Below are 24,019 nucleotides of genomic sequence, written 5' to 3'. Positions count from 1 at the left end.
TATTTTGATGAATGCAGAGCTAACATCCACCACTATAACAGCTGGTCTATTTTTCGGAGCGCTCATCATTGAGCGCTTCTTGCTATTGCCTTTGCATTTACATCCATTTTGGATTTTTCGCCAACTTGCAAAGCGCCTCGCCGTACGCGTTCACCCAATCGAACCACGACCACGTTCGCAGCAGCGAATCTCTGGGTTGATGGCGGTGTTTTTACTGCTACTGCTGTGGGCCGGTGTGCTTGCCGTCTTCTATTTTTTTGCCGCATTACAGCCTGTTTTTGCCGCTATTATTCTCGTATTTAGCCTAGGTAGCCAACCTTGGTTGATGCACGCAAAACTCATTTACAAAGCCCGCGCGGAGGGGCAGAAGAGCTTAGCTCGCTCTCGTTTGCAACAGTGGTTTGTGCGCGACTGCTCCTCGCTCTCCCCGCTCGGCATCGAGAAAACCACGGCCGAGTACACAACCCGCACATTGCTACAAGTATGGGTGGGTGTTGTATTTTGGTTTGCTGTGCTTGGCCCGATAGCAGCCTTTATTTATCGCTGCTGTGCCGAGCTTGCGCGTGCATGGCCTATGTTTTCCCCGCGCTATGCCGACTTTGGTGCCGTTGCCGACGCAACCTTCCGAATGCTCAACTGGCTTCCTCATCAACTTGTTGCCTATTCCTTGCGCGCACTGTTATGGCTAGCACGCAAACCTCGGTTAGCACCTGCCGCGGTCGGTATGCATCGGCAAGACGCGGAATTGTTTAGCTTGGCTGCCGCATGGAACGGCACAAATTTAGGCGGACCGATCATCTACGACGGGCGAAAAATTTCCCGCACAAGGTTCAATGCTAATACGTCAAATGCTACCAAACCTACCCGCGTAAGGATGCTCCTGCTTAAATACTTAGGAGTACAGTTATGGGTCGCACTACTCATGTTTACTGTGCTTGTGCTGCGAACCATGCTCTGATTAAATTCCGTGCGGCAACCGTCGATCCTACTATCACATTAGGGTATAATCGCCCGTTCGCAAAAACCGAAGCTATATATAGAAGCACGCATGAAAACATATCACGTAGTCGGTCTGGGTAATGCCCTTGTAGATCGCGAATATCAAGTTACCGATTCGTTCCTTGAGAACTACAACGTTGAAAAAAGCATCATGACTTTGCTCGACGAAGCGCAACAACAGTTGTTGCTCGGTGAACTGAACAAAGAATTCAAACTCGAGAAACGCGTTGGCGGTGGCTCTGCAGCGAATAGTCTGGTAGCACTCAGTCAATTTGGTGGCAAAGCGTTTTACTGCTGCAAAGTAGCCAACGACGAAGACGGCGATTTTTATCGACAGAATTTGGCAGAAGCCGGTGTTGCAACCCGCCTGCATGTACAGAATAACGACGGCCACACCGGTAAGTGTGTGGTAATGGTGACGCCAGACGCCGAACGCACCATGTGTACTTTTTTAGGGATCACTATCGACTTTTCGCTCGAAGAGTTGCAAACCGACGTGGTTGAAGACAGCGAATACCTCTACATTGAAGGCTATTTAGCGACGTCTGAAATTGCGCGCGAAGCGGTACAGCAAGCTCGTGCAGTGGCTGAAAAGGCCGGCACCAAGATTGCACTTACCTTTTCCGACTCGTCTATGGTGAAATATTTTAAAGAAGGGCTCGACGAGTTTCTTACGCCAGGTGTGGACATTCTTTTTTGTAATCGCGAAGAAGCTGAGCTCTTCACCCAAACCACCAGTTTAGAAGCCGCTATGAACGCGCTGTTAAAGTTCGCCAAAGAAGTCGTGGTTACCCGTGGTAAAGAAGGCGCAGTGATCGGTACCGCCGAAAAACGCGTAGAAGTACCAGGCTTTAAAGTTAAAGCTATCGACACCAATGGCGCTGGAGACATGTTTGCAGGCGCATACCTTTATGCCACTACGCAAGGTATGAGCACTGCTCAAGCGGGGACCCTCGCCAGCCGAGCCGCTGCTGAAGTTGTAAGCCACTATGGTCCGCGTCTTCCGGCAGAAACTCATCACAGCATTTTAGCCGAGCTTGGTTTACAAGCTCCGGTTCACGCATAACTCAAGAGTAGAAGAACTATGACCGCTTTCCAAGACTACAAAGTTGCTGACATTTCACTTGCCGACTACGGTCGCAAAGAAATTACTATTGCCGAATCTGAAATGCCGGCGCTCATGACTATACGCCGTAAATATGCAGCCAGTAAGCCATTGTCAGGTGCACGTATTATTGGCTGTATCCATATGACAATTCAAACGGCCGTACTCATCGAAACCTTGGTAGAACTCGGTGCCGAAGTGCGCTGGTCGTCGTGTAATATTTTTTCAACCCAAGACCATGCCGCTGCTGCTATTGCCGCTGCCGGTATTCCAGTATTTGCTTGGAAAGGCGAAACCGAGGAAGAGTACGAATGGTGTCTTGAGCAAACCTGTAAAAAAGACGGCGAGCTTTGGAATGCCAACATGATTCTTGACGACGGTGGTGACTTAACGCTGTTAATACACGACAAGTTTTCGTCAATGCTTGACCATATTCACGGCATTACCGAAGAAACCACGACCGGTGTGCACCGTTTACTCGAAATGTTGAAGAAAGGTACGCTTAAAGTGCCTGCGATCAACGTTAATGATTCTGTTACCAAGTCGAAGAACGACAATAAATATGGTTGCCGTCATTCACTGAACGACGCCATTAAACGCGCGACTGACCACTTACTATCGGGTAAAAAGGCCTTGGTAGTAGGTTATGGCGACGTGGGCAAAGGCTCTGCCGCGAGCTTACGCCAAGAAGGTATGATCGTAAAAGTAACCGAAGTTGACCCAATTTGCGCCATGCAAGCCTGTATGGACGGCTATGAGGTGGTATCGCCTTATATCAACGGCAAAAACGCGGGCGACGGCAGCACTATTGATCACGCACTACTGGGCACAACCGACCTTATTGTTACCACGACGGGCAACGTAAATGTATGCGACCGCTACATGCTTGCTGCGCTGAAGAAAGGTGCGGTAGTGTGTAACATTGGTCACTTCGATAACGAAATCGACACCGCCTACATGCGTAAACATTGGCGCTGGGAAGAAGTGAAGCCACAAGTGCACACGGTATTCCGCTCAGACGACGCCAGCGATTACCTTATTTTGTTAGCCGAAGGCCGCTTAGTGAACCTAGGTAACGCGACCGGTCACCCAAGCCGCATTATGGACGGTTCGTTCGCTAACCAAGTGCTTGCACAAATTCATTTATTCGAGCAAAAATATGCAACAATGAATGAACAAGACAAAGCGCAACATCTCACCGTAGAAGTGCTACCCAAACACCTCGACGAAGAAGTAGCGCGCTACATGGTGCAAGGTTTCGGTGGCGTAATTACCCAGCTAACGGAGCAACAAGCCGACTATATACAGGTTGCGGTTGAGGGCCCATTTAAGCCAGACAGCTACCGCTACTAAACTTACAGGACTTTGTTTATGGTGAGTTCGCTCACGTTTAAACCGATGACGGCAGCTGATGAAGCTGCCGTTATTGAATTGTCGAACCATGTACATGGCGACAACTACCTTACCAAGAGTAGCTTTCGCGACTATTTAGCCCGTGGCATTACACACAACGGTCGTAATCTTAATTGGCTTGCTTGGCAAGGCGACATCTTAGTGGGTGTACGCATAACCTTTGCGGCCGGCCAATGGCCAATCGACAGCGCCTGCACACCCAGTAAATGGCCGGTGACCGCCGACAAACTCTGTTATTTTAAATGTGCCGCCGTAGACCCAAACACGCAGGGCGGCGGCATTGGAAAAAGCTTACTGTATCACTCTATCATTGAAGCTGTGGGCTCAGGCTGTGAAGCTGGGCTTGCCCATATTTGGCGCCAAAGCCCGAACAACAGTGCGTTTGAATATTTCTCGCGCTGTGGCGGCGAGCTCATTCAAGATCATCCCGATCGTTGGTATCAAGCCTCGGTAGAAGACGGCTACTACTGCCCCGTGTGCGAGGGTATTTGTCATTGCGTAGCGGCCGAAATGGTACTTCAGTTTAAAAACATTCAACTGCTCAGCGGCGATTAATTTATGTACGATCCGCTGGTGAGCACTTCCATACCGCGTGCCCATGAGCAACAAGTAGAAAGCTACTGGGCTGCGGCTTATGCTGCTGGACAAACGCAGCGCACAATGCAACACACAACGCAGCCGCTCCCGGAACAGGTTGACACACTCATTATTGGTGCCGGCTACACGGGCTTAAATGCGGCCTATCAGTTGGTCACAGATTACCAACAGAAGGTGTTGGTACTCGACGCCGGAGCCATTGGCGCCGGTTGCAGTTCGCGCAATGCCGGTTTTGTATTACCGGGCACAGGCCGGCTGAGCTTTAGCGACTATGAGCGCCAGTTCGGGCTTGAAACGGCCCACCAAGTGCAAAACGAATTTGCGGCCAGCATCGACCATTTAAGTGCAGCTGTTGAGGGCGCGGAAAAAGAAGTGGAGCTAAACGAAGCGCAATACCTTCGTTTTGCCCACACCGAAAAATGGGCGACTATGCTCAGAAGCCAACAAAAGCTTTATGGCCCTACATTACTCACCGCAAATTGGCTCTCACAGGCCAGCATTAAAGAACGTTTTCCTGGAATTACCCATGCATTCGGTGGGCTTTCACTTACGCCTGCGAAATCTATTAATCCTATTGCTTACGTTCATCATTTAGCAAAGCGGGCAACGAACGCCGGCGCTCTTATTCAGGGCAATAGCCCAGTGGTAAACTATAAGCAGAGTAGCCGCGCCAGCAAAGAATTTGTTGTCGAGACAGCCCAAGGCACGAAAGTGCGATGCCAAAAATTGCTGTTTTGCACCAACGGGTATTTACCCCAAGGATTAAACCCCGCCCTAAGTGCTCGTCATCTACCTGTTTTGTCGTCGGTTCTGGTCACTGCGCCGCTCACCACGGAACAACGTAACGCAGTTGGTTTTAGCCCAAAAGAGCTTTTTATGGACACCCGGTTGTTAAAGTATTACTACCGGCTACTACCAGACGGGCGGCTGTTGTTCGGCGGGCGCGGTGCTATTCAAGGAAAACACGCTAACCACAGCCGATATCAACGTGATCTACAGCAGGCTTTAGTGCGCACACTGCCGACCTTAGCCAGTGTTACCGTCGACTACTATTGGCAGGGTTGGATTAGCGTAGCACTCGATAGCATGCCGCGAGTATTTAGCCCAGAACCGAATGTTTACACCAGCATGGGCTATTGCGGCGCGGGAATTGCGTTTTCCAGTTTGGCGGGTAAACGCTTGGCAAGCTTTGCCATGAACGACAGCACACCGAACCTTCCTTTTTATCGCAGTGCTTTACCGGCTTTCCCACTGCCCAAACTTAAACGCTTTGGGCAGTGGTTATTCTATCAATACGGCCAGTGGCGCGATTAAAGCCCAAAGACCGCTTTTTCACTCTTCAGCTTATACTGCACACCGAACATAAGCACAACGGCCAGTAACAGCGTACTCACCACACCCACCAGCATTGCACTTAACGCCACAGGGTTGCCACTAATTGAGCCCATCAGCACCTGATGTTGCGAGGTTACCGGCAAGTACTGCAACGCCACGTGTTCAAACCGAGTAAACTCCAGCACGAACACTAGTGTCATGGGGGCAAACATTACAAAGGTAATGTAGGTTTGCGCTTCTTTAAAGCTTTTCGCCATAAACGAAACGAATAACTGCAACACACTCGCCAACAATGCTAGCGGAATCAAGATCACAGCGAGTAGCACTTGCTGCGACACTGAAAACGACACATCGATACCGAGCTTGTCGAGCGGCACATAAATAAACACAATCGGGATCATAATGAGCGTAAGCACGCCGCCGAGCATAGCGAACGAGCTGGCCGCCGCAGCTTTTCCTGCCACCAGATCGAAAAGCCGAATTGGCTGCGCGAGCAAGAATTCCAACGAGTTACGCTCACGCTCACCAGCACTGGTGTCAATCGCTACATTCATACCCGAAAAGAACACGCTCATAAGCACAAACACCATAACGGTACCGAGCAGCATGGCCGCGCGTGACTCCTGCGTAGCCATATCTTGGCGGTCGACGCTAATCGCCTGTACCACTTCTGGGCTCACACCGCGCATCATTAAACGGGTACTGGCCACCACTTGGTTATAGCTATTAATAGCCCGAGTTACACGGCTGCGGTCACCCGAGCCATTGCGTTCGGAATAATCGGCCTGAACAACAATCGACACAGTTTGTGCGCGCGCCAACCGCTCTTGGTAGTCACTAGGAATAACCACCACAATCGGTTGCTCTTGCTCACTTTCTTTGTGCAAAATCCCTTGCTGCGCCAAAAATTCGACAAACTCCGGTGCATACGACTGGCCTTTTACGGTAATTTCTAGGTCACGCTCAGACGTCGCTTCATTCACTACGGCAAAGAACGCAACGGCCATAATCATCGGCCCAAAAAAAGCATACGACATAGCAGCCATCAGCGAGCGGCGATCTCGAATGGCGTCCTTCAGCTCTTTTCGCCACACGGTTAATAATAATCGACTCATGCCACAATCCCCTCGTCAGTTCCAATCAGTTCTACGAAGGCATCTTCAAAGCTCGCCTTGCCGGTTAACTCACAGAGCGCTTGTGGCGAGTCATTCGCAACCACCTGCCCCTTCACCATAATCACTACTCTGTCGCAGAGCGTGGCAACCTCTTGCATAACATGGCTTGAGAATAAAATGCAGCGCCCTTGGTCGCGTAACTTAAACATCAGCTCGCGTAGAATACGAGTGCTCATCACATCAAGCCCACGGCTGGGCTCGTCTAAAATAAGGTTCTTAGGTTGATGCACAATCGCCTGTGCTAGCGCAACTTTCATTCGCTGGCCTTGCGAGAAGCCCTTGGTTTTGCGGTCGGCTAAGTCTTCCATACCGAGGTCTTGTAACACTTGATTGACCTTGCGTTCCAAGCTATCGCCTCGCTCTCCATGCAGCTCTGCAATATATTGCACATGTTCCCGCGCTGTCATTCGCTCATAAAGGCCAAACTTGTCGGGAAATATGCCAATGCCACGGCGCACATTAATCGGGTCTGTCGTCGCCGACACTTGATCAATGAGTGCCTCGCCTTGGTCGGGCTTAATGAGGCCATACAAACTCCGCAAGCAGGTTGTTTTACCCGCACCATTGGGGCCCAGTAAGCCGGTAATTTCGCCGTCTTTTGCCCCGAAGCTCAAGCCATTCAGTGCTTTTACGTCGTTGTAGGACTTGTGTAAGTTATTCACTTCAATCATGGTTCACTCCTACATTCCGCTCGCGTTCACATTCAACAAATAAGGCAGTTCCGGTGTTTCGGCTAGGCAGCTTGGGTCGATGGTGCTGTTCGGGTCTTGAATAAACTGAGCAACCAGCCTGTTTGCACAGGTGTGGCTGGCAATAGTATGGCCGCCAGCAGCAGCTACATAATGTTGTGACGCGCTAAGAGTTGTCGCTGTTAGCTCCCCCCATGCCGGCGGAGTTACGGGGTCTAAGCCGCCACTGAGCAGTAAAGTCGGGATATCGCTTACTACCGGTTGGTCAATAGGCTCTTCATTCGCCACCACAGGCCAGCCCGCACACATACGCTCGAAGTTGCTCAACATCATGTTGCCCATAAAGGTCGAGCGTGCTTCAGTTTCACGTTCTTCATCGGTAATCCGCGGAATATCTTCTTGGCACACAACAGAGAGCGTGAGGCCTAAGTAGAGCATCGGCTCTTGTTCAAAACTTCCCACTAAACCGGTTAAAGGTATATAGTTGCCCGCCGCGGCTTCGCTTATCACGAGGGGTAACATTTGCCGCATTCGTGGGCTATAGAGCGCCGGAAACATCATCTGGTTTAATCGGTTTGCTGTCATTCTTACATTAGCCAAGCGGTAGCTACGCGGGTCCCGGAGTTGCAACGTAATGGGCTGGTTTTGCAAGCTGTCAACCAGCGTTCGGTACCGGTCACGCAGGTTGGGGAATGCGTTTGCACATGCCGTTTGTATTTCACAATCGGCGAGCATTTTCTCAAATGCGTGTTGTGAACTGGTGCCGAACAAGCCAATTTTTACCTGGGGAGGCGCCAGGCCATCGAGCACCGCAACTCGCACTGAGTCGGGGAAGTCGCGTAAATAAGCAAGGCCTGTGCGGGTGCCATACGAGCCGCCATATAAGTTAAATTGGCTATACCCGAGCGCTGCACGTACCGCGTCAAAATCTCTTACCGCATTGCGCGTGGTATAAGCTTGGAAGTTTGCTTCGAGTTCCCCTGCACAGCGTACAATTTCGCCGGTTAAGTCGAGCTCTTCATCGGCAACCGCTAAGTGCGCATAAACAAGTTCTAAATCGTCATTGGGGCATTGTAATGGGTTCGACTTGCCGGTGCCGCGCTGGTCAATAAAGATTAAGTCTCGGGTTCTACGCACGTCGCGAAATACATAGGCCATTTGCGCCACAAGTTCAGTGGCAGCTTGTCCGGGACCGCCGGCAAGAAACAGTAGCGGATCATGTTCTTTGGCAGAGGCCACCGCCGGTACACGCACCACATGAATATCAATACGTTTACCGTCTGGGTTTGCGTAATCTTCGGGCACACTCAACATACCGCACTCAACGCGCTCGTCGAAACCGGAAACATGACAAGAGCTCAAAAATGAGCCCTCGGCGATCGGTACGGCACTGGCGGCGAAGGTCACCAAGGCACCGAAAAACCATGCATTTAATTTCATTCTTGCCTCTAGGTTCAGAAAGGATGTGGTTTTGTAACGATTTCGTTAGCAAATTGCAAGGCAAAACGGCTGTTTCACACAGTCTGTAACAATTTCGTTACGTTCTAAACAGCAGGATCAAAAAAGCCTCACTGCAAGCAGTGAGGCTTTTTCGGTTGTTTGCAACCTTAGTGGTTAGCTTCCAATGCGCTCGCGAATGGCCTGTGCAATGGCAGAGTCGCCATGGCCGTTACTTTCTGCCCATTCTAAATCGCCAGACGATTCAAAGGTTGAACCTGGCAACTGCGACACAATAAACTCGCCAATGTCGTCTGAACCTGACACCATCGCAAACTGTAATAAGGTCATCTCATTGCACAGAATAGACTCATAAACACGCCGCAGTTGCACCCGATCTTCCCGCAAGCGTTGGCGCATGCGCAACCGGTCGTTACCCTGCACGTAGGTACAGAGGTTAATGGCTAATGGATCGGCTTGAACCGTACCGGTAACACTCACGTTCGCAACCATTCCTGCTGAAGCTACTGCTGCGGTCGCTGCCACAGCCACTAAAAATTTCTTCATTATTCGCCCCCCACGGACATCATTAACTCACTAGCGATACACTACAAGTGTACAAAACTTTAGCTACTTGAACAATTAAGACATATGTTTAGCTTTTTGGAATTTATGACTCTTTTGTTAATTTTTCGTACAAAAAAGCCTCAAAGCCCGGTTCTCGGCCTGTCGCTTCCTGAGTACGTAAAAGCCGCCCAACCCAATCGTCTGCATTCCAACTTGGGAAATGGGTGTCTCCATCAACCTCAAGATCGATATGCGTTAAATATAAACGCGTTGCTTGCGGTAAAAAAGCAGTGTAAATCTGGCCTCCGCCAATCACCATAATTTCGTCGTACTCAGCGAGCAGCGCTAGCGCCAAGTTGGGCGAAGACACCCCTTCAACACCCGTTGGCAACTGCTCTGGAGTGCGCGTAATCACAACATTACGCCGCCCCGGCAAGGGCCGACCGATCGACTCGAACGTCGTACGGCCCATTACAATCGGCTTACCCATGGTAATGTCTTTGAAGTACTGCAATTCACTAGGCAAGTGCCAAGGCATTTGCCCGTCTTTTCCAATTACATTGTGCTTGGCCATGGCGGCAACCAACGAAATATGTTGCATCGGAGCTCAATCCTTACCGTTCGTAAATAACATGGCCATCGTCGGGCTCGTCATCGTCGAAATCATCTTCGTCTTCATCGTCAAAGTCGTGGTTCAACTGTTCTTCATGGTGTTTGACCCACTTAAACTCAACGGTTTTTTCTTCTTCCGGTTGCTCTTTCGGTTGCTGCGCCCACAAATCTTCAAGGTAGCGCATAATGTCACTCATGAGCTCCTTACAGGCCTTGCCGGTTAATGCCGACAGTTCAAATATGGGGCCCTGCCAGTCCAGCGCTTGAGTAACTCGCTCACGCTGCTCGGCAAGCTGCTCCTCTGTGAGCAAGTCGGTTTTATTCAACACTAACCAACGCGGCTTGGCTGCCAACGCAGGACTGTATTGTTCAAGCTCACGAATAATTTTCACCGCGCTTTCTGCGGGATCAGTTTCATCGTAAGGTGCAATATCCACAAGGTGCAACAACAAGCCACAACGCTCAAGGTGCTTTAAAAACTGAATACCTAAACCGGCACCATCAGCGGCGCCTTCAATCAGGCCTGGAATATCTGCAATAACAAAACTTTGGTGCCCATTCACGCGCACCACACCCAAGTTCGGCGTAAGTGTGGTGAACGGGTAATCCGCTACCTTCGGCCGCGCCGCCGATACCGAACGAATGAGCGTCGATTTGCCCGCATTTGGCATGCCAAGTAAACCCACGTCGGCTAGCAGCATGAGTTCCAGTTCCAGCACCCGATGCTCGCCTGGCGTGCCGTCAGTTTTTTGCCGAGGCGCTCTGTTTGTACTGCTTTTAAAGCGCGTATTTCCTAAGCCATGGAAACCGCCTTTAGCAACCATGATTTTTTCGCCATCTTTGGTCAGATCACCAATCACTTCACCCGTGTCTTTGTCGCGAATACGGGTACCTACAGGAACCGGAAGCGTAATATCGTCGCCTCGTTTACCGGTGCAATTGCGGCTTTGACCGTTCTGCCCGCGGCCAGCACGGTGGGTACGTTCAAAGCGGTAGTCGATTAAGGTGTTTAAGTTCTCTGTGGCTTGCAGATATACATCTCCGCCGTCGCCGCCATCTCCACCGTCGGGGCCACCCTTGGGAATGTATTTTTCACGCCGAAAGCTCACGCAGCCATTGCCGCCGTCGCCTGCTTCCACGCGAATTTCAATTTCATCTACAAATTTCATAATCGAACTACCTGCTGATCCGTAGGAACCGCTATAAACTTACGCTGTGGTGGTATGAGATACAACTGTACCACCGAATTTTTCATCACCAACAATCTTGTAAGAACAACAATGGGGTAATAAGAGTAATCTTGTATAAAAAAACCCCGCTCAAAGGCGGGGTTTTCGTCAAAACCGGTAAAACTTATTCAGCTTCAATGCTAATAAATTTACGGTTTTGTGGTCCGCGTTGGCTGAAGCTTACTTTGCCATCAACTTTTGCGAACAAGGTGTGGTCACGACCAACACCAACGTTATCCCCAGCGTGGAACTTAGTACCACGTTGACGAACTAGGATGTTACCAGCAAGAACTGACTCACCGCCGTAGCGCTTTACACCAAGGCGTTTTGATTCTGAGTCACGACCGTTACGGGTAGAACCACCAGCTTTTTTATGTGCCATTTGTCGCTACTCCTCTATTACGCGCCGATTCCAGTGATCTTCACTTCTGTGAACCACTGACGGTGCCCCATTTGCTTACGTGAATGCTTCCGGCGACGGAACTTCACAATCTTAACTTTCTCACCACGACCGTGGGTAACAACTTCCGCTGTCACTTTGCCGCCAGAAACGAATGGAGCACCAATCGTTACATTTTCACCATCAGAGAGCATGAGCACTTGCTCAAACTCAACGGTATCACCGGTAGCTACTTCTAGCTTTTCCAGGCGAACGGTCTGGCCCTCGGTGACACGGTGTTGCTTACCGCCACTTTGAAATACCGCGTACATAGCTTTTCTCCAAAATACCCTATAAAGGGCGCTTCAATCTAAATTCAGGTCGCGCATTTTACGTAAAACCACCACTCAAGGCAAGCCAAGCGGACGAAAAAAACGCAATTTGAGGATCATTTACGATCAATCTTTGATCACAAGTAACAGAGTATACCTGAATAATGTCGGAAGGGCTGGAAGAATTTGATAATTACGGTAAAATCACCGCTCAATTTGTAAGGAATCCGAAAAGGGTTGGACTCTATGGATCTGCCAGCGATTCGCTCGCTCACCGAACACGACATGAACGCCGTGAATCAGTTGATCACCCAACAACTCCAGTCAGACGTTGTGCTCATTAACCAACTTGGGTTCTACATTATAAACAGCGGTGGCAAGCGCCTGCGCCCTATGCTCGCAGTACTTGCCGCCCGCGCTCTCGGTTACCAAGGGCAGCATCATCATACCGTTGCGGCCATTGTTGAATTTATTCATACCGCTACGTTACTGCACGACGACGTGGTAGACGACTCCCATTTACGCCGCGGGCAAAAAACCGCTAACGCCTTATTTGGCAATGAAGCGTCCGTATTAGTAGGCGACTTTCTTTATACCCGTGCTTTTCAACTCATGGTTACTACCGGCACCATGCGGGTAATGGAAGTGCTTGCAGACGCCACCAATGTCATTGCCGAAGGGGAAGTGATGCAGTTAATGAACTGTAACGATCCCGACACCTCCGAAGCGAGCTACTTCGAAGTAATTTACAGTAAAACAGCGCGTCTTTTTGAAGCGGCGACACAGCTCGGCGCCATTTTAGCAGAACAACCGGAAGAAATTGAAAAAGCCGCCGCAGATTATGGTCGCTATTTGGGCACGGCGTTTCAATTAGTAGACGACTTGCTCGACTATACCGCAACAGCCGAAACCATGGGTAAAGAGGCTGGCGACGACCTTGCCGAAGGAAAGCCGACCCTACCATTGCTTTACGCGATGTGGAATAGCGAACCAGAAGAAGCTGCCCTAATTCGAGCAGCCATTGAAAACGGTGGCGAACGCAACAAACTCGAGCGCATTTTAACCACGATGAATAACACCGGTGCACTCGATTACACCCGCGTCAAAGCTTTAGAGCAGCGCGACCTCGCCATTGCGGCACTGGCACCCTTCCCCGAGTCTGATTTTAAAGAAGCACTCAAAACATTGGCTCATTCTGCGGTAGAGCGCGTTCAGTAATTACTAAAGGGCAACCCCTGTGGTCGGGCTGTTTTGTACTGTTCAATTCAGTCCCATTGCGGCGATACCTGTTACTTTAGAACTTTTCGCAATCAAAAAAGCTCTAGAAATTGCACATTGAGCCGATTCAGTTACTATATCAACAGTCTAGTTTTGATAGGGAAATACCTATGCGCGTGAACTTCTTCAATCGCCTTACCATAAGTGCACGTTTGCTCACCCTCATCGGCATTGCCGCTGGCGGTACTTTTCTGCTTGTCGCCTTTACCATTTTTACCATTCGTGGCGTTATTATTCAGGGCCAAGCACAAAAACTCGACGCTATTAACGACACATCCGTTACGCTCGTGCGCGGCCTGTACGAGCAAGTAACGCGTGGCGAACTCACCGAAACCGAAGCACAGCAACGTGCTATAGCCTTGTTAGATGGCATTCGCTAGGAAGGTCAGGAGTATGTATTTACGCTGAATCGCCAAGGTACGTTGATTCAGCACCCATTTTCAGGCCAGCGTGGCCGCGATGTGCGCAATTTTCAGGACCCTGAAGGTACACAATTGTTCCGCCTCATGCTCGAGCGCACCCGCAACCAACCACGGGCCACAGTGAACTATATTTGGGAACTTCCGAACAGTAACGAACTCGCTCCAAAAATAACGCGTGTAGTGGTTTTTGAACCCTGGGGCTGGGTGATTGGCAGTGGCGTTTATCTAAACCATGTGGGGGAGCAACTGTTCTCCCAGTTTGTGCGTATTATGGGCTTTGCCGTGCTCCTCAGCATTCCGCTTTTGTTGGTATTTTGGTTGATCATTCGTAGCATTGTGGCACCGCTGAATACAACCATTGCCGCAATGGACAACATTGCCTCCGGCGAAGGTGATTTAACACAACGTTTGCATGCAAACGGTCATGATGAAATAGCACGCCTCGGTGCGAGTTTTAATCTGTTTGTGGAGAAGATTCAAAATTTAATTGGCAGCGTTAAAACTTCAGCTGAACATGAAGCGGCTGCTGCAGAGCGGCTCAAAGAGCTGACCGAAAGCAGCCGTTATTTGTCGAACGAACTTGCGGGTCAGGCCTCCTCGGTAGCCACTGCGGTAAATGAACTCAGTGCATCGTCTATGCAAGTTGCCGAAAACGCCCGCGGTGCTGCCGATTCGGCACATAGCGCAGATCAAGACGCAGCCTCTTCTGCGGAAGTTCTCAAGCGCACCGTTCTGCATATTGAGTCACTGGCAGAGCAATTAACCACAGCTTCAGAGCAGTCGGAACGGCTCCAAGGAAGCTCGGACAAGATCGGCAAGATCTTGAACGTTATTGTAAATATTGCCGAGCAAACCAATTTGTTGGCACTGAACGCAGCGATTGAGGCGGCTCGAGCCGGAGAGGCCGGACGAGGGTTCTCTGTGGTGGCCGACGAAGTGCGAACGTTGGCAACCCGAACGCAAGATTCGACTCGCGAAATCAATCAATTAGTGGAAGAAATTCAAGGCGCGATCAGTGGCGTTACCCAGTTGGTATTGAGCTTACAAGAAGAGTCTCGAACCACCCGCGAGGAAGCTATTTCCGCCGAACAAGCATTGCATAAAATTCGCGGTGCGGTTGAAAATATTTCTGAAATGAATGTACAAATTGCGAGCGCTACCGACGAACAAAGTCGAGTCACGACTGACATTAGCCAAAGCATTACGGATATTAGTGATCTCAGTGGCCGAAATGAGGAAAGCAATGTGTCGTTAGGCCAGTTGAGCGAATCGCTGATTCAAAGTAGCCGTGAACTCAACGGTATTGTCAGCCAGTTCAAAACACAGTAGACGCTGCAATGCAGCGTTTCCAAGACTGCCTTTTCGTACGTGTAACCCTACGCTCACCCGTACCGGCAGCGCTAACCAGAATCTGTCGAAGCAGCTGAGCTAGAATTCAAAGGTCGCCTGTGGGCGTTGGAATTTCGGGGGCAGGCCCTGTGGAGGCATGGATGCCGGAAGAGGAGCGCCCATGGATGGCTCGAGCGTGCCTGCACACGAAATCCCAAGGACCGCAGATGAGCGACCGTCTCACTCCTTATCGAAGCAGATCATGCAAACGCTCCGGGAGGCGCAGAAAACAAAAAGGCCAGGTAAATGCCTGACCTTTCTCTATAGGCTAACGGAGCTGTGCGGCATTTAGCCCTGAACGAAATCCACACCCATTTGAATGTCTTTTTTAAGACCGTCGAGCATGTCGGTTTTCGACTTCTCTTCAAATGCAGAGAGCTCGCCGTATGGCAAAATTTCAACCACGCCGTCTTTATTCAAGCGTACCGCCTGCGCAAAGTAGTCTGCGTCGCCGCCGTCGTTTTCAACATAAGCGTATTCAATAACGTCTTCACCTTGAATAGCACGCGCCAAAGAAAAACAGAATCGTGCCGCAGCTTGGCCCATCGACAAGGTTGCAGAGCCACCGCCGGCTTTTGCTTCCACAACTTCGGTTCCTGCATTCTGAATACGGTGCGTTAACGACTCGACTTCTTCTTGGCTAAACTCAACGCCTTCTACCTGAGAAAGTAAAGGCAAAATCGTGGTGCCACTGTGGCCGCCAATCACTGGCACTGTAATTTCTGCCGGGTTCTTGCCTTTCAGTTCAGCAACAAAAGTTTCCGCACGAATAACGTCGAGTGTGGTGACACCGAACAAGCGGTTTTTGTCGTACACGCCTTTTTGCTTCAACACTTCTGCAGCAATAGCAACGGTCGTATTTACAGGGTTGGTGATAATTCCGATAAGTGCTTTCGGACAAGTGTCGGCAATGTTCTCAACCAAGTTGCGAATAATACCGGCATTCATGTTGAACAAATCTGAACGATCCATGCCTGGCTTACGCGGCACACCCGCTGGAATTAAAACAATATCGGCACCTTGCAAGGCGTCGGTTAGGCCGTCTTGGCCATAACCCTTAACGGATACCGCTGTAGGAATATGGCTTAAGTCTACGGCAACTCCTGGGGTAACCGGCGCAATGTCGAACAGCGCTAAATCGGTACCTGCTGGTAATTGGGTTTTCAAAAGAAGAGATAACGCCTGACCAATACCGCCAGCGGCGCCTAACACTGTTACTTTCATATCGCACTCCATTTAGTCAGTTGCGGGGGGCTAAACAGTATACGAAATGGGCAAAAATTACAATGCTGAACGCAGCGCAAAGCTCGCTGAAAGCGAGGATATACGGTACACTGCTACGCATGAATAATCACTATTAATGAATATAATGACAAGTTCACACCAAGACCCACTTACGGAAGCCTTTCGCGCACTGCTGAAAGAAGAGGCCTATTCGTCGCAGGCTGAAATTGTGGAGGTTTTACAGCAGCAGGGATTCCACACCATGAATCAGTCGAAGGTGTCGCGTATGCTCAGTAAGCTTGGCGCAGTTCGGGCACGCAACGGCAAGGAAGAAATGGTGTATTGTTTGCCGCCGGAGTTAGCAATGCCGTCGGCGCGCAGTTCGCTCAAACAGCTAGTGCTGGATGTTGAACACAACGACATGATGATCATTGTGCGCACCACCCCAGGAGCGGCGCAACTCATTGCGCGCTTACTCGACTCGGTAGGCAAAAAGGAAGGCGTTTTGGGCACTATTGCAGGCGACGATACCATATTTATTGCACCGGTCGACATTAAAACGATCGACTTTACCCTCGAGCGCATTCGCGAATTGTTTGAAAATAATTAACGGCCAGCGCTCTCGCTTGCTAAGCGTTCAAACCAATTGCGCGCGGGCGCAAAAAATACCGCATTTTTAATCACCTGTTCATACGCCAGCAACGGATCGGCACTCACCGTTTCTTGTTCGTTCGCTATAGCACCAAAGCGCTGCTGCACATAAGCCTCAATGTCGGCGAGGTCACGGCTCCAATGCAACACCATTTCGCCACCGGTTTGCACGTTCGCTAACGGCATTTGCACGCGCCATAACGCCAACGCACCACGCGCGCTCTTCTCGGCATGATTCGGCAAAGCTGTTGGCCAAGGTTGGCCACTCACTTTTTCTCGCCCCATAATTTCGCGTTGTTGTTCAACACTAAGTTGCTCCCAGCGCTTTAAATTCACTTGAACACGCTGCAAACACAAATAGCTTCCGCCCGCATAGAGTGAATCGTGCCCAGCAACATAAGCAAGTTCGCGGCGTAAATTACCGTGCGGCATATCGGGGTCAATGCGAAAGCCAAAGAGATCGCGCCCGTCTAAATAGCGAAACCCTTGTATGTCGTCTTGTACAATCACCAAGTCGCCGAACCACTCGAGCATTACCCGCACGGCAAAATAATTTGCATCAAGACGATCAGCGCGGCAAATGAGGGCAAAATCCGCATGGGTTTGTGGCAGCGCAAACTCTCCTACGGTGTTGGTTTCTATGCTCTTTAATCCGCTCGGTGGCTCACTATCTGGCGCCAGAATGGGCCAATATTCTGCCCCTATTGCTAACACCACATTCAAGTTTGCTTCGGAAAAACGTGCGCTTAAACTGTCCACTAAACTTGGAAAACGAAGCAACAACCCCTGCAACGCGGCAACGTCGTCTGACACCACGTCGAGCAATAAAGTCCAGCTATGAATAGTTGGCTCTGCACACACGCCTTCTTGAGGTCGAACACTAGGCCGCATTGTCATTACTGTTCGCGCGCTTTGTCTTGCACTTTACGAATGTTTTGGCGCATTGCAGTGCTCGCTTTGCCACCATGGTAGCGCCCTTTTTCAATGTGCCGAATACGGTATACCGACGGCACCTGAATAGGCTCACCATGCGTGCCAATTAACCAACGAAAAGCGCGGTCTTCAAAGGTCTTTTTCCAACGGTCGGTGGGCCGCTGATACGCCGCTACATCGTCGCAATATCCCATTTCACGGCACAAGTCGCCATGTACAATTTGGTAGGCGCCTACCGCGCGCTCTAATGTTCGCAGGGTAAAATCGCTTTCGTTCACTTGTACTACTTTTGGAGCCTTCGCTGCTTTCAGCATTGGGCTGTCGTTACTGAGGAGCGGTGTAATCCGCTCTTGTGCCGGGAAATACAAGTAACCGCTTTTACCTTGCAGTGATTCCGCTAAACCGTCTAAGCAGCCCGCGCCAAAAATAAGGTCGCAGTCGGCGAACCAAACCCAGTCGGCGCTGGTATTTTTTGCCACTCTGTTTCGACCTATCGCGCGCCGAAATAATTCGGGTGGCGGCAATGCTTGGAAGTTCCAACGCACGTTTTCAACCTGTTGCTCAGCAAAGAATTCGAGCAACTGGCTCGTCGCTTCGTCTTCCTTCGCGTAGAACACAGTCATAACTATATTGACGTTTTTTGGCACATGGGTAACCAGCGAACTCAGTTGATACGCATGCAGGTGTGCATAGCGCCAGCAGTGACTTACTATTTCAATCGTCAGTTGGCCTGTTTTCGCCTGCGGCTGCACACGCGGCTTTTTATACAAAAACCGCAGTGGCAATAATTTGCTCACCGCCAAGCGCAGGGCGTGCTCCTGAATTTTCTGGTACCAAGGCATTTTTACATCGTAAACAAGCTTTTCAGTCATTTTCTATCCTTCTGCGCCACCGTGCGCTCGCCGAACTGTGGGCTTACAAGCGCCATGAGGGCTTTGGAATTACGCCTTTAACATCAATCAGCAGGGGCGCGTCTACACACAATGCTTCGAAATCTTGCTGGCTCATTTGATAATACGCTTTATGCCCCACGGCCAAGATCACTGCGTCGTGCTGGCCTTTTTCTGCAGCCAAGTCTGTTACCACGGCTACCGGATACCGGCTTAACTCTTGAGGGTCGACACCCGCGTCATGCACACTCACTTGCACACCGTAGTCGTGCAGCTCGTTCACCATATCAATCACTTTAGTATTGCGAATGTCGGGGCAGTTTTCTTTAAACGAGAAGCCGAGTATCAGTACCTTTGCGCCTTTGATCACCTTGCCAGCTTTGATCATGAGCTTTACGCTCTGCTCGGCAATGTATTTGGCCATGCCGTTATTAATCTGCCGCGACGACAAAATCAAGTTGGGCTTGTAACCTAACTCTTCTGCTTTAAAAGTTAAATAATAAGGGTCAACGCCAATACAATGGCCTCCCACTAAGCCGGGAAAGAGCTTAATAAAGTTCCACTTAGTGGCCGCGGCTTCAATAACTTCGCGCGTATCAATACCCATTTCATGAAAAATCAGCGCTAATTCGTTAATCAGCGCTATGTTCACGTCTCGCTGTGTATTTTCGACCACCTTGGCAGCTTCGGCTACGCGAATACTTGACGCTAAATAGGTGCCAGCGGTCACCACGCTGCGATATAAGCTATCGACTCGCTCTGCTACCTCCGGCGTAGAGCCTGAGGTTACCTTTAAAATGGTTTTAAAGGTGTTTGTTTTGTCGCCCGGATTTATCCGCTCGGGCGAATAACCACAGTGGAAGTCTTGGTTAAAAACTAAGCCAGAAACCTTCTCCAGCTCGGGCACACAAACTTCTTCAGTAACACCAGGGTAAACCGTAGACTCGTAAATCACTAAGTCGTTAGGTTTCAGCACTTGCCCTACCGCGCGCGACGCCATAATGAGAGGGTTTAAGTCGGGCCGGTTCGCACTGTCTATCGGCGTTGGAACGGTAATAATAAAAACCGTACACTGCTGGCATTTTTCAATTTCGCTGGTAAAGCTCAATTGTTCCGAAACCTGCTGTAGTGCTTCAGCTGTAACTTCATGCGTGTCGTCGCGGCCTTGTCGTAATGCGCTTATACGGCTTTCGTTTATATCGAATCCAATCACCGAGTATTGCTCGGCAAACGCCACGGCTAAAGGCAAACCCACATAACCTAGACCAACGACACATATTTTATCGTTCATTGCGCATCTCGCTGTTTAACATACGTTCAAATTCGGGGCGCAAAAAGTCTGCGCCATATTCACTTAAATGGTCGTCATCAAAATACAAAGGACGCCCGTTTTTATCGCCCCAACAAAAGTTATCGTCGCAGAAAGTTGGTTCTACGTCGAGTAACACCACGCCACACTGCTCCGCGGCTTGGTTTTGCGCCTCCACAACATAGCGTTGGCGTTCATAATACTGGTCGAGCGGCAGCCGCACCCGTTCAACGTCCCCCCTAAAGAGTAGGCTACGGGCCATCACTTGCGGCACGCTCACCGGCATTTCTGGAATCGGCCGCAGCATATACACCGGTCTTGTTTGGGCGAAATAGCAGGCCGCCTCCACAATGCCGGCGTTCATCTCGTTATAATAGGCGTCCGATTTCTCTGCAAAAGGTTGGCTTCGATAAGCGGCCGGTGGCGCATTTGGTGCACTCATTTCGCCCTCTATGGTTTGCGCGAACCGACTAACAATGAGCAGCGGCGCCTCACTTGACAAGCTTAAATGTGCGCGTTTGGCGTAGTCGATAAACGCCGCGCACGCGTAGCGATTGGTGTCGCTGCGCTGAATATCGGCAATAACCGGGCAAGCGCTCGCGGTCCAGTCTAGTATGTGATGCGTTTCAACACGGGGGCCTAGGGCGCGCTCTACGGCTCGCACTACCGCGCCAGCATGGCTGTCGCCCAGCACAATGGCGGCAAGTTGCTCGCCGCCGTAGGTACACCCGATTGGTTGGCCGCTTGAACGGCTGGCTTGGCAACGATCGCGCTGTGCATTGTAGTTATTCGTTTCGGCCGCGATTTGGTCAACCTGAGGGTTTACTCGGCCGCCAAAATGGTGCTCCTTCACTACAGCCGCGGGCACGTAGGCTAAGAGTAACACGGCAACTAAGCCTGCACCTGCCCAACGCTTGTTAAAACGCCCAAGCCAACGCCGGCTCGGATTTTCAATCCAGCGATACGAAAGGTCACCCAATATTAAACTGAGTACCAGCATGATCCCCACCCAAAGCCACTGGTTTTGGCTTTGAGTGAAAAACAACAGCACTGCTAACGGCCAGTGCCACAAATAAATACTGTAGGAGCGGCTCCCTAGCCATTGTGCCACTGCTGTTCGCGTAAACAGGCTTTTCTCCCGCGCTGCGAGCATCACCAGCATAGTGCCAAACACAGAGCTCAGCGCCCAAGGTGCTGGCCATTGTGAGCTACCATTAACCGCAAAGAACGGCACAATAATGAGTAGCCAACCCAGGAGAAAACTCCAACGTGGGAGTTTGAGTGGCCGTGTTAACTGCGCAAGAAAAAATACCAACCCGCCTGCCAACATTTCCCACGCCCGAGAAGGAAGTAAGTAAAAAGCTTCATTGGGCGCCGCGATACTTAGCGCCCAACTCCAAGCGAAGGACGCTAGCGTTGCCAACACAAAGGCCACGAACAAAGCGGTTAAGTGGCCACGAACGGCTTTGTAAAGAAGCCAAACGACAACAGGGAAAAGTAAATAAAACTGCCATTCCACCGCTAACGACCATGTATGCAGTAGCCACTTTTCGTGCGCATTACTGTCGAAGTAGCCCTCAGCCCCTGCAAACTCAATATTCGAAATAAAGCCTAAGGCATAGCCGGCTTGCGAACCGAGCGCTTGGTAGTCGGGCGTGGGGAGTACGAACCAGCCGGCGGCGAGCAACAGGAGCACCAAGGCAATTAAGGCGGGAAAAATACGTTTGGCACGGGCAAAGTAAAAACTACCAAACCGAAACTGTTTATTCACCAAACCTCGCACAACAATATCAGTCATGAGAAAGCCGGAGATTACGAAGAAAATATCAACCCCTGAAAACCCACCACTAAAGCCAAAAAGCGAAAAGTGGAATAGCACCACAGACACCACAGCCCAGGCGCGTAAACCGTTGATGTCATTTCGAAAGGAAGATGGTTTTAGTGAAAACAAACTGGCGATCCGTCGGGTTATTGAAGGTTCATATCATAGCGCAGACATGCCGCCGATGCACATTTTCAGTATCAACGATTGCAATTGAAATGCAGCTTGCATAAAATACGGACTGACTGGTCCGTCCCATATATAGCTAGGGTGTAGAAACCATCGTTTTTACTCACATTGAATTTACAAATTTCACTGGAGTGAGTGGCCAGATAAGCAAAACAGGTAAAGAGAATGAGTATGAACGAGGCAACACCAGTACCCACAAACACGGGTGCTGAAGAAAAGAAAAAGCGCGTGCACAAAAGCCCCGAAACACGCAAAGCGGAAATACTTGCGGTTGCAACTCAGGTCTTTGCCGAACGTGGGTATCAGGTTGCAGACACGCAAACCATTGCCGACATGGCAGGGGTAGGAAAAGGAACGCTTTATCGCTACTTCCCAACGAAAGAAACCCTGTTTAAAAGCGCCTTGAGCAGTCAGCTCGACAAACTGCAAAAGCGTATGGCAAAAGCGCGAGAAAGCAGTGCTAATCCATTGTGTGCACTACGCAACGCTATGGGCGAATACTTTTTATTTTTCGACCAAAACCCAGAAATTATCGAATTGTTTGTGCAAGAGCGCGCGGAGTTTGGCGTAGAGAATACACCGCTTTACTTTCAGCGCATGCGTGCTCGCGACCCCGAGTGGGTTGCCTTGTTTCAAGCCATTCGTGATCAATTCCCAGTTCGAGATATGCCTATCGACGCCATGATGGCGCGTGGCAGTGAAGTGATGCATGGCGCCAGCTACTTAAATTGTGCGCCACATCGCAGTCGCTCAGCCTACGAGCAGCTCGACGAAATATTTGAATTTTACTTGCACGGTATTTTGCAAGTTGAGAACCCTTTACGTTTACTTGTTTCTTGAAGTGAGTGTTCACTTCATTTTTAATTGGAGAACTTTATGAAGTCCGTTTCCGTTCAGTCATTACGCAGCACCACTCTTTTTTCTGCTGCTGCGTTGCTGTTAGTTGCATGTAGCGGAGAACCCGAGAGCAATGCGGGCCAGCAGGGCGTGCCCCCTGCTCCAGTTACCGTAAGCACTCTAAAATACGAGGCCGTTGAGCAACGCGCAACTTATCCGGCACGCATTCGTGGCTCACAGGAAGTTGAAGTACGTGCCCAAGTTACCGGCATTTTGCAAGAAAAGCGCTACACCGAAGGTGCCTACATTGAAAAAGGGCAAACGCTATTTCTCATTGAACCCGAACCTTTTGAGCTGGCTCTACAGCGCGCAACGGCAGATTACGAAAATGCAGAAGTCACTTTTGCGCAAGCGGAGCGCGAGTGGCTACGTATCCAAGAACTTTATGAGAATAACACCGTAAGCCAGCGCGACTTCGAGCAAGCACGGTTAGCTGTGCAGCAAGCTGAAGCGATATTTAGCCAGGCCGATGCAGCCAAGCGCGATGCAGAACGCAACCTACGCTACACCCGCGTAGAATCGCCGATTAGCGGCTACACCGGCATTGAAACAGTTTCTGCTGGAAATCTTATCAATAGTGGTGCGGTTTTAACTTCCATCACCCAAACACAGCCGGCTTATGTTCACTTTTCCCTACCGGAAAGCGATGCCATTGCGTTTCGTCGGTTAGCCCGCGGAGAGCCAAAGCAAAGCCAAGTGTATGCGGTTCAAGTTGAAACCCGAGGTTATGAACGGAGTGAGTACCCCGCTACTATTGAATTTATCGATCCGGTAATCGACCCGCAAACTGGTCAAGTGCAGTTTCGTGCTACGGTAGAAAACGCCGAGAACACATTAATTCCGGGACAATTTGTTCGCGTTAGCTTAACACTACGTGAATTTAATAACGCCATTTTAGTGGCTGAAGACGTTATTAGCCAAGGCCCGCAAGGCGCGCAGGTTTATGTGGTAGGTGAAAACAACAGTGCGGAGCCACGCGTTGTTGAGTTAGGGCCGCGTATTCAAGATCAATACGTTATTTTGAGCGGTTTGGCAGAGGGTGAGCAGTTAATCGTCAATGGTCATGCGGCCTTGCAACCCGGTGCACCCATTCAAATTGCTCAAAACACCGACAATGGTAACGAAAGCAACTAAGCAACGCCCAAA

General features: G+C 50.2%; 24 protein-coding genes and 1 pseudogene. 12 read left to right on the top strand and 13 right to left on the bottom strand.

The genetic code is table 11. The annotated features are described in order from the left end of the window. Positions 1–7 precede the first annotated feature (7 nt). The 5 genes from DQW12_RS07195 to DQW12_RS07175 all read left to right on the top strand — a co-directional run bounded on the left by DQW12_RS07195 (position 8) and on the right by DQW12_RS07175 (position 5,428). Positions 8–958 (top strand): cobalamin biosynthesis protein, encoded by a 951-nt coding sequence (locus DQW12_RS07195; RefSeq protein ID WP_113907145.1) that lies wholly within the window; start codon positions 8–10, stop codon positions 956–958. 90 nt (positions 959–1,048) lie between these two features. Further along, on the top strand, positions 1,049–2,065 hold the full coding sequence (locus tag DQW12_RS07190) for an adenosine kinase (RefSeq protein ID WP_113907144.1): 1,017 nt from the start codon (positions 1,049–1,051) through the stop codon (positions 2,063–2,065). A gap of 18 nt (positions 2,066–2,083) precedes the next feature. Then, on the top strand, positions 2,084–3,457 hold the full coding sequence (ahcY, locus tag DQW12_RS07185; RefSeq protein ID WP_113907143.1) for an adenosylhomocysteinase: 1,374 nt from the start codon (positions 2,084–2,086) through the stop codon (positions 3,455–3,457). An 18-nt stretch (positions 3,458–3,475) separates the two neighbouring features. Then, complete coding sequence (locus DQW12_RS07180; RefSeq protein ID WP_198683921.1) at positions 3,476–4,072, top strand: GNAT family N-acetyltransferase; 597 nt, start codon at positions 3,476–3,478, stop codon at positions 4,070–4,072. A gap of 3 nt (positions 4,073–4,075) precedes the next feature. Beyond that, positions 4,076–5,428, top strand: a complete 1,353-nt coding sequence (locus DQW12_RS07175) for an NAD(P)/FAD-dependent oxidoreductase (RefSeq protein WP_113907142.1) — start codon at positions 4,076–4,078, stop codon at positions 5,426–5,428. Here the strand turns inward: DQW12_RS07175 and DQW12_RS07170 are convergent. From DQW12_RS07170 to rplU, 8 genes are all read right to left on the bottom strand, one after another. Beyond that, a complete protein-coding gene (locus DQW12_RS07170; protein WP_113907141.1) occupies positions 5,425–6,564 on the bottom strand; it encodes an ABC transporter permease in 1,140 nt (379 codons plus the stop codon). The genes DQW12_RS07175 and DQW12_RS07170 overlap by 4 nt on opposite strands. After that, positions 6,561–7,295, bottom strand: coding sequence for an ABC transporter ATP-binding protein (locus tag DQW12_RS07165; protein WP_113907140.1), 735 nt, complete (start codon positions 7,293–7,295; stop codon positions 6,561–6,563). The genes DQW12_RS07170 and DQW12_RS07165 overlap by 4 nt, the downstream gene beginning before the upstream one ends. 9 nt (positions 7,296–7,304) lie before the next feature. Then, a complete protein-coding gene (locus tag DQW12_RS07160; RefSeq protein ID WP_113907139.1) occupies positions 7,305–8,753 on the bottom strand; it encodes an alpha/beta hydrolase in 1,449 nt (482 codons plus the stop codon). A 174-nt stretch (positions 8,754–8,927) separates the two neighbouring features. Further along, complete coding sequence (locus tag DQW12_RS07155) at positions 8,928–9,317, bottom strand: DUF3718 domain-containing protein (protein WP_113907138.1); 390 nt, start codon at positions 9,315–9,317, stop codon at positions 8,928–8,930. Positions 9,318–9,420: 103 nt separating this feature from the next. After that, the gene (gene folA / locus DQW12_RS07150) at positions 9,421–9,918 is read right to left on the bottom strand and encodes a type 3 dihydrofolate reductase (RefSeq protein WP_113907137.1); all 498 of its coding nucleotides are present in this window, start codon (positions 9,916–9,918) and stop codon (positions 9,421–9,423) included. A gap of 13 nt (positions 9,919–9,931) precedes the next feature. Next, positions 9,932–11,098 carry an Obg family GTPase CgtA gene (cgtA, locus tag DQW12_RS07145; protein ID WP_113907136.1) on the bottom strand — a complete coding sequence of 389 codons (1,167 nt, stop codon included), beginning with the start codon at positions 11,096–11,098 and terminating at the stop codon, positions 9,932–9,934. A gap of 184 nt (positions 11,099–11,282) precedes the next feature. Next, entirely contained in the window at positions 11,283–11,540 is a 258-nt protein-coding gene (gene rpmA, locus DQW12_RS07140) for a 50S ribosomal protein L27 (protein ID WP_113907135.1), read from the bottom strand. A 17-nt stretch (positions 11,541–11,557) separates the two neighbouring features. After that, positions 11,558–11,869 (bottom strand): 50S ribosomal protein L21, encoded by a 312-nt coding sequence (rplU, locus tag DQW12_RS07135; protein ID WP_113907134.1) that lies wholly within the window; start codon positions 11,867–11,869, stop codon positions 11,558–11,560. A 246-nt stretch (positions 11,870–12,115) separates the two neighbouring features. Here rplU and ispB point away from each other — a divergent pair, with 246 nt between their 5' ends. From ispB to DQW12_RS07125, 4 genes and pseudogenes are all read left to right on the top strand, one after another. Then, on the top strand, positions 12,116–13,087 hold the full coding sequence (gene ispB / locus DQW12_RS07130) for an octaprenyl diphosphate synthase (protein ID WP_113907133.1): 972 nt from the start codon (positions 12,116–12,118) through the stop codon (positions 13,085–13,087). A 170-nt stretch (positions 13,088–13,257) separates the two neighbouring features. After that, positions 13,258–13,527 carry a hypothetical protein gene (locus DQW12_RS13635; RefSeq protein ID WP_232819916.1) on the top strand — a complete coding sequence of 90 codons (270 nt, stop codon included), beginning with the start codon at positions 13,258–13,260 and terminating at the stop codon, positions 13,525–13,527. A gap of 15 nt (positions 13,528–13,542) precedes the next feature. Continuing rightward, positions 13,543–13,803 (top strand): annotated as a pseudogene (locus tag DQW12_RS13700) (cache domain-containing protein); the annotation flags it as partial. A gap of 36 nt (positions 13,804–13,839) precedes the next feature. Next, positions 13,840–14,898 carry a methyl-accepting chemotaxis protein gene (locus tag DQW12_RS07125; protein WP_269800930.1) on the top strand — a complete coding sequence of 353 codons (1,059 nt, stop codon included), beginning with the start codon at positions 13,840–13,842 and terminating at the stop codon, positions 14,896–14,898. Between the two features lie 348 nt (positions 14,899–15,246). On the opposite strand, the gene mdh is transcribed toward DQW12_RS07125, so the two are convergent. Next, positions 15,247–16,182, bottom strand: a complete 936-nt coding sequence (gene mdh, locus DQW12_RS07120; RefSeq protein WP_113907132.1) for a malate dehydrogenase — start codon at positions 16,180–16,182, stop codon at positions 15,247–15,249. Between the two features lie 145 nt (positions 16,183–16,327). Here mdh and argR point away from each other — a divergent pair, with 145 nt between their 5' ends. After that, on the top strand, positions 16,328–16,792 hold the full coding sequence (gene argR, locus DQW12_RS07115; RefSeq protein WP_232819913.1) for a transcriptional regulator ArgR: 465 nt from the start codon (positions 16,328–16,330) through the stop codon (positions 16,790–16,792). Here the strand turns inward: argR and DQW12_RS07110 are convergent. Genes DQW12_RS07110 through DQW12_RS07095 form a run of 4 tightly spaced genes read right to left on the bottom strand, consistent with a single transcriptional unit; the run spans position 16,789 to position 21,916 of the window. Then, positions 16,789–17,730: a Dyp-type peroxidase gene (locus tag DQW12_RS07110; RefSeq protein WP_113907131.1), complete on the bottom strand. Its 942-nt coding sequence runs from the start codon at positions 17,728–17,730 to the stop codon at positions 16,789–16,791. The genes argR and DQW12_RS07110 overlap by 4 nt on opposite strands. Next, positions 17,730–18,638, bottom strand: coding sequence for a glycosyltransferase family 2 protein (locus tag DQW12_RS07105; RefSeq protein ID WP_113907130.1), 909 nt, complete (start codon positions 18,636–18,638; stop codon positions 17,730–17,732). Before DQW12_RS07105 ends, DQW12_RS07110 begins: the two co-directional genes overlap by 1 nt. 43 nt (positions 18,639–18,681) lie before the next feature. Then, positions 18,682–19,947: a nucleotide sugar dehydrogenase gene (locus tag DQW12_RS07100; RefSeq protein ID WP_113907129.1), complete on the bottom strand. Its 1,266-nt coding sequence runs from the start codon at positions 19,945–19,947 to the stop codon at positions 18,682–18,684. Then, positions 19,937–21,916, bottom strand: a complete 1,980-nt coding sequence (locus tag DQW12_RS07095; protein WP_157957870.1) for an acyltransferase family protein — start codon at positions 21,914–21,916, stop codon at positions 19,937–19,939. Before DQW12_RS07095 ends, DQW12_RS07100 begins: the two co-directional genes overlap by 11 nt. Before the next feature lie 225 nt (positions 21,917–22,141). On the opposite strand from DQW12_RS07095, the gene DQW12_RS07090 reads away from it, so the two are divergent. Both DQW12_RS07090 and DQW12_RS07085 read left to right on the top strand, forming a co-directional pair. After that, positions 22,142–22,816 (top strand): TetR/AcrR family transcriptional regulator, encoded by a 675-nt coding sequence (locus DQW12_RS07090; RefSeq protein ID WP_113907127.1) that lies wholly within the window; start codon positions 22,142–22,144, stop codon positions 22,814–22,816. Between the two features lie 36 nt (positions 22,817–22,852). Continuing rightward, positions 22,853–24,007, top strand: a complete 1,155-nt coding sequence (locus DQW12_RS07085; protein WP_113907126.1) for an efflux RND transporter periplasmic adaptor subunit — start codon at positions 22,853–22,855, stop codon at positions 24,005–24,007. The last annotated feature ends 12 nt before the right edge of the window (positions 24,008–24,019 follow it).

The organism is Aliidiomarina celeris, assembly GCF_003316875.1.
Classification (GTDB): Bacteria; Pseudomonadota; Gammaproteobacteria; order Enterobacterales; family Alteromonadaceae; genus Aliidiomarina; species Aliidiomarina celeris.
This window is presented reverse-complemented; position numbering and strand designations above follow the sequence as displayed.

What these genes read in the sequence shown, in the direction of transcription:
- DQW12_RS07195 (WP_113907145.1), top strand. Translation starts at nt 8, where the DNA reads ATGAATGCAGAGCTAACATCCACCACTATAACAGCTGGTCTATTTTTC.
- DQW12_RS07190 (WP_113907144.1), top strand. Translation starts at nt 1,049, where the DNA reads ATGAAAACATATCACGTAGTCGGTCTGGGTAATGCCCTTGTAGATCGC.
- ahcY (WP_113907143.1), top strand. Translation starts at nt 2,084, where the DNA reads ATGACCGCTTTCCAAGACTACAAAGTTGCTGACATTTCACTTGCCGAC.
- DQW12_RS07180 (WP_198683921.1), top strand. Translation starts at nt 3,476, where the DNA reads ATGGTGAGTTCGCTCACGTTTAAACCGATGACGGCAGCTGATGAAGCT.
- DQW12_RS07175 (WP_113907142.1), top strand. Translation starts at nt 4,076, where the DNA reads ATGTACGATCCGCTGGTGAGCACTTCCATACCGCGTGCCCATGAGCAA.
- DQW12_RS07170 (WP_113907141.1), bottom strand. Translation starts at nt 6,564, where the DNA reads ATGAGTCGATTATTATTAACCGTGTGGCGAAAAGAGCTGAAGGACGCC.
- DQW12_RS07165 (WP_113907140.1), bottom strand. Translation starts at nt 7,295, where the DNA reads ATGATTGAAGTGAATAACTTACACAAGTCCTACAACGACGTAAAAGCA.
- DQW12_RS07160 (WP_113907139.1), bottom strand. Translation starts at nt 8,753, where the DNA reads ATGAAATTAAATGCATGGTTTTTCGGTGCCTTGGTGACCTTCGCCGCC.
- DQW12_RS07155 (WP_113907138.1), bottom strand. Translation starts at nt 9,317, where the DNA reads ATGAAGAAATTTTTAGTGGCTGTGGCAGCGACCGCAGCAGTAGCTTCA.
- folA (WP_113907137.1), bottom strand. Translation starts at nt 9,918, where the DNA reads ATGCAACATATTTCGTTGGTTGCCGCCATGGCCAAGCACAATGTAATT.
- cgtA (WP_113907136.1), bottom strand. Translation starts at nt 11,098, where the DNA reads ATGAAATTTGTAGATGAAATTGAAATTCGCGTGGAAGCAGGCGACGGC.
- rpmA (WP_113907135.1), bottom strand. Translation starts at nt 11,540, where the DNA reads ATGGCACATAAAAAAGCTGGTGGTTCTACCCGTAACGGTCGTGACTCA.
- rplU (WP_113907134.1), bottom strand. Translation starts at nt 11,869, where the DNA reads ATGTACGCGGTATTTCAAAGTGGCGGTAAGCAACACCGTGTCACCGAG.
- ispB (WP_113907133.1), top strand. Translation starts at nt 12,116, where the DNA reads ATGGATCTGCCAGCGATTCGCTCGCTCACCGAACACGACATGAACGCC.
- DQW12_RS13635 (WP_232819916.1), top strand. Translation starts at nt 13,258, where the DNA reads ATGCGCGTGAACTTCTTCAATCGCCTTACCATAAGTGCACGTTTGCTC.
- DQW12_RS07125 (WP_269800930.1), top strand. Translation starts at nt 13,840, where the DNA reads ATGGGCTTTGCCGTGCTCCTCAGCATTCCGCTTTTGTTGGTATTTTGG.
- mdh (WP_113907132.1), bottom strand. Translation starts at nt 16,182, where the DNA reads ATGAAAGTAACAGTGTTAGGCGCCGCTGGCGGTATTGGTCAGGCGTTA.
- argR (WP_232819913.1), top strand. Translation starts at nt 16,328, where the DNA reads ATGACAAGTTCACACCAAGACCCACTTACGGAAGCCTTTCGCGCACTG.
- DQW12_RS07110 (WP_113907131.1), bottom strand. Translation starts at nt 17,730, where the DNA reads ATGACAATGCGGCCTAGTGTTCGACCTCAAGAAGGCGTGTGTGCAGAG.
- DQW12_RS07105 (WP_113907130.1), bottom strand. Translation starts at nt 18,638, where the DNA reads ATGACTGAAAAGCTTGTTTACGATGTAAAAATGCCTTGGTACCAGAAA.
- DQW12_RS07100 (WP_113907129.1), bottom strand. Translation starts at nt 19,947, where the DNA reads ATGAACGATAAAATATGTGTCGTTGGTCTAGGTTATGTGGGTTTGCCT.
- DQW12_RS07090 (WP_113907127.1), top strand. Translation starts at nt 22,142, where the DNA reads ATGAGTATGAACGAGGCAACACCAGTACCCACAAACACGGGTGCTGAA.
- DQW12_RS07085 (WP_113907126.1), top strand. Translation starts at nt 22,853, where the DNA reads ATGAAGTCCGTTTCCGTTCAGTCATTACGCAGCACCACTCTTTTTTCT.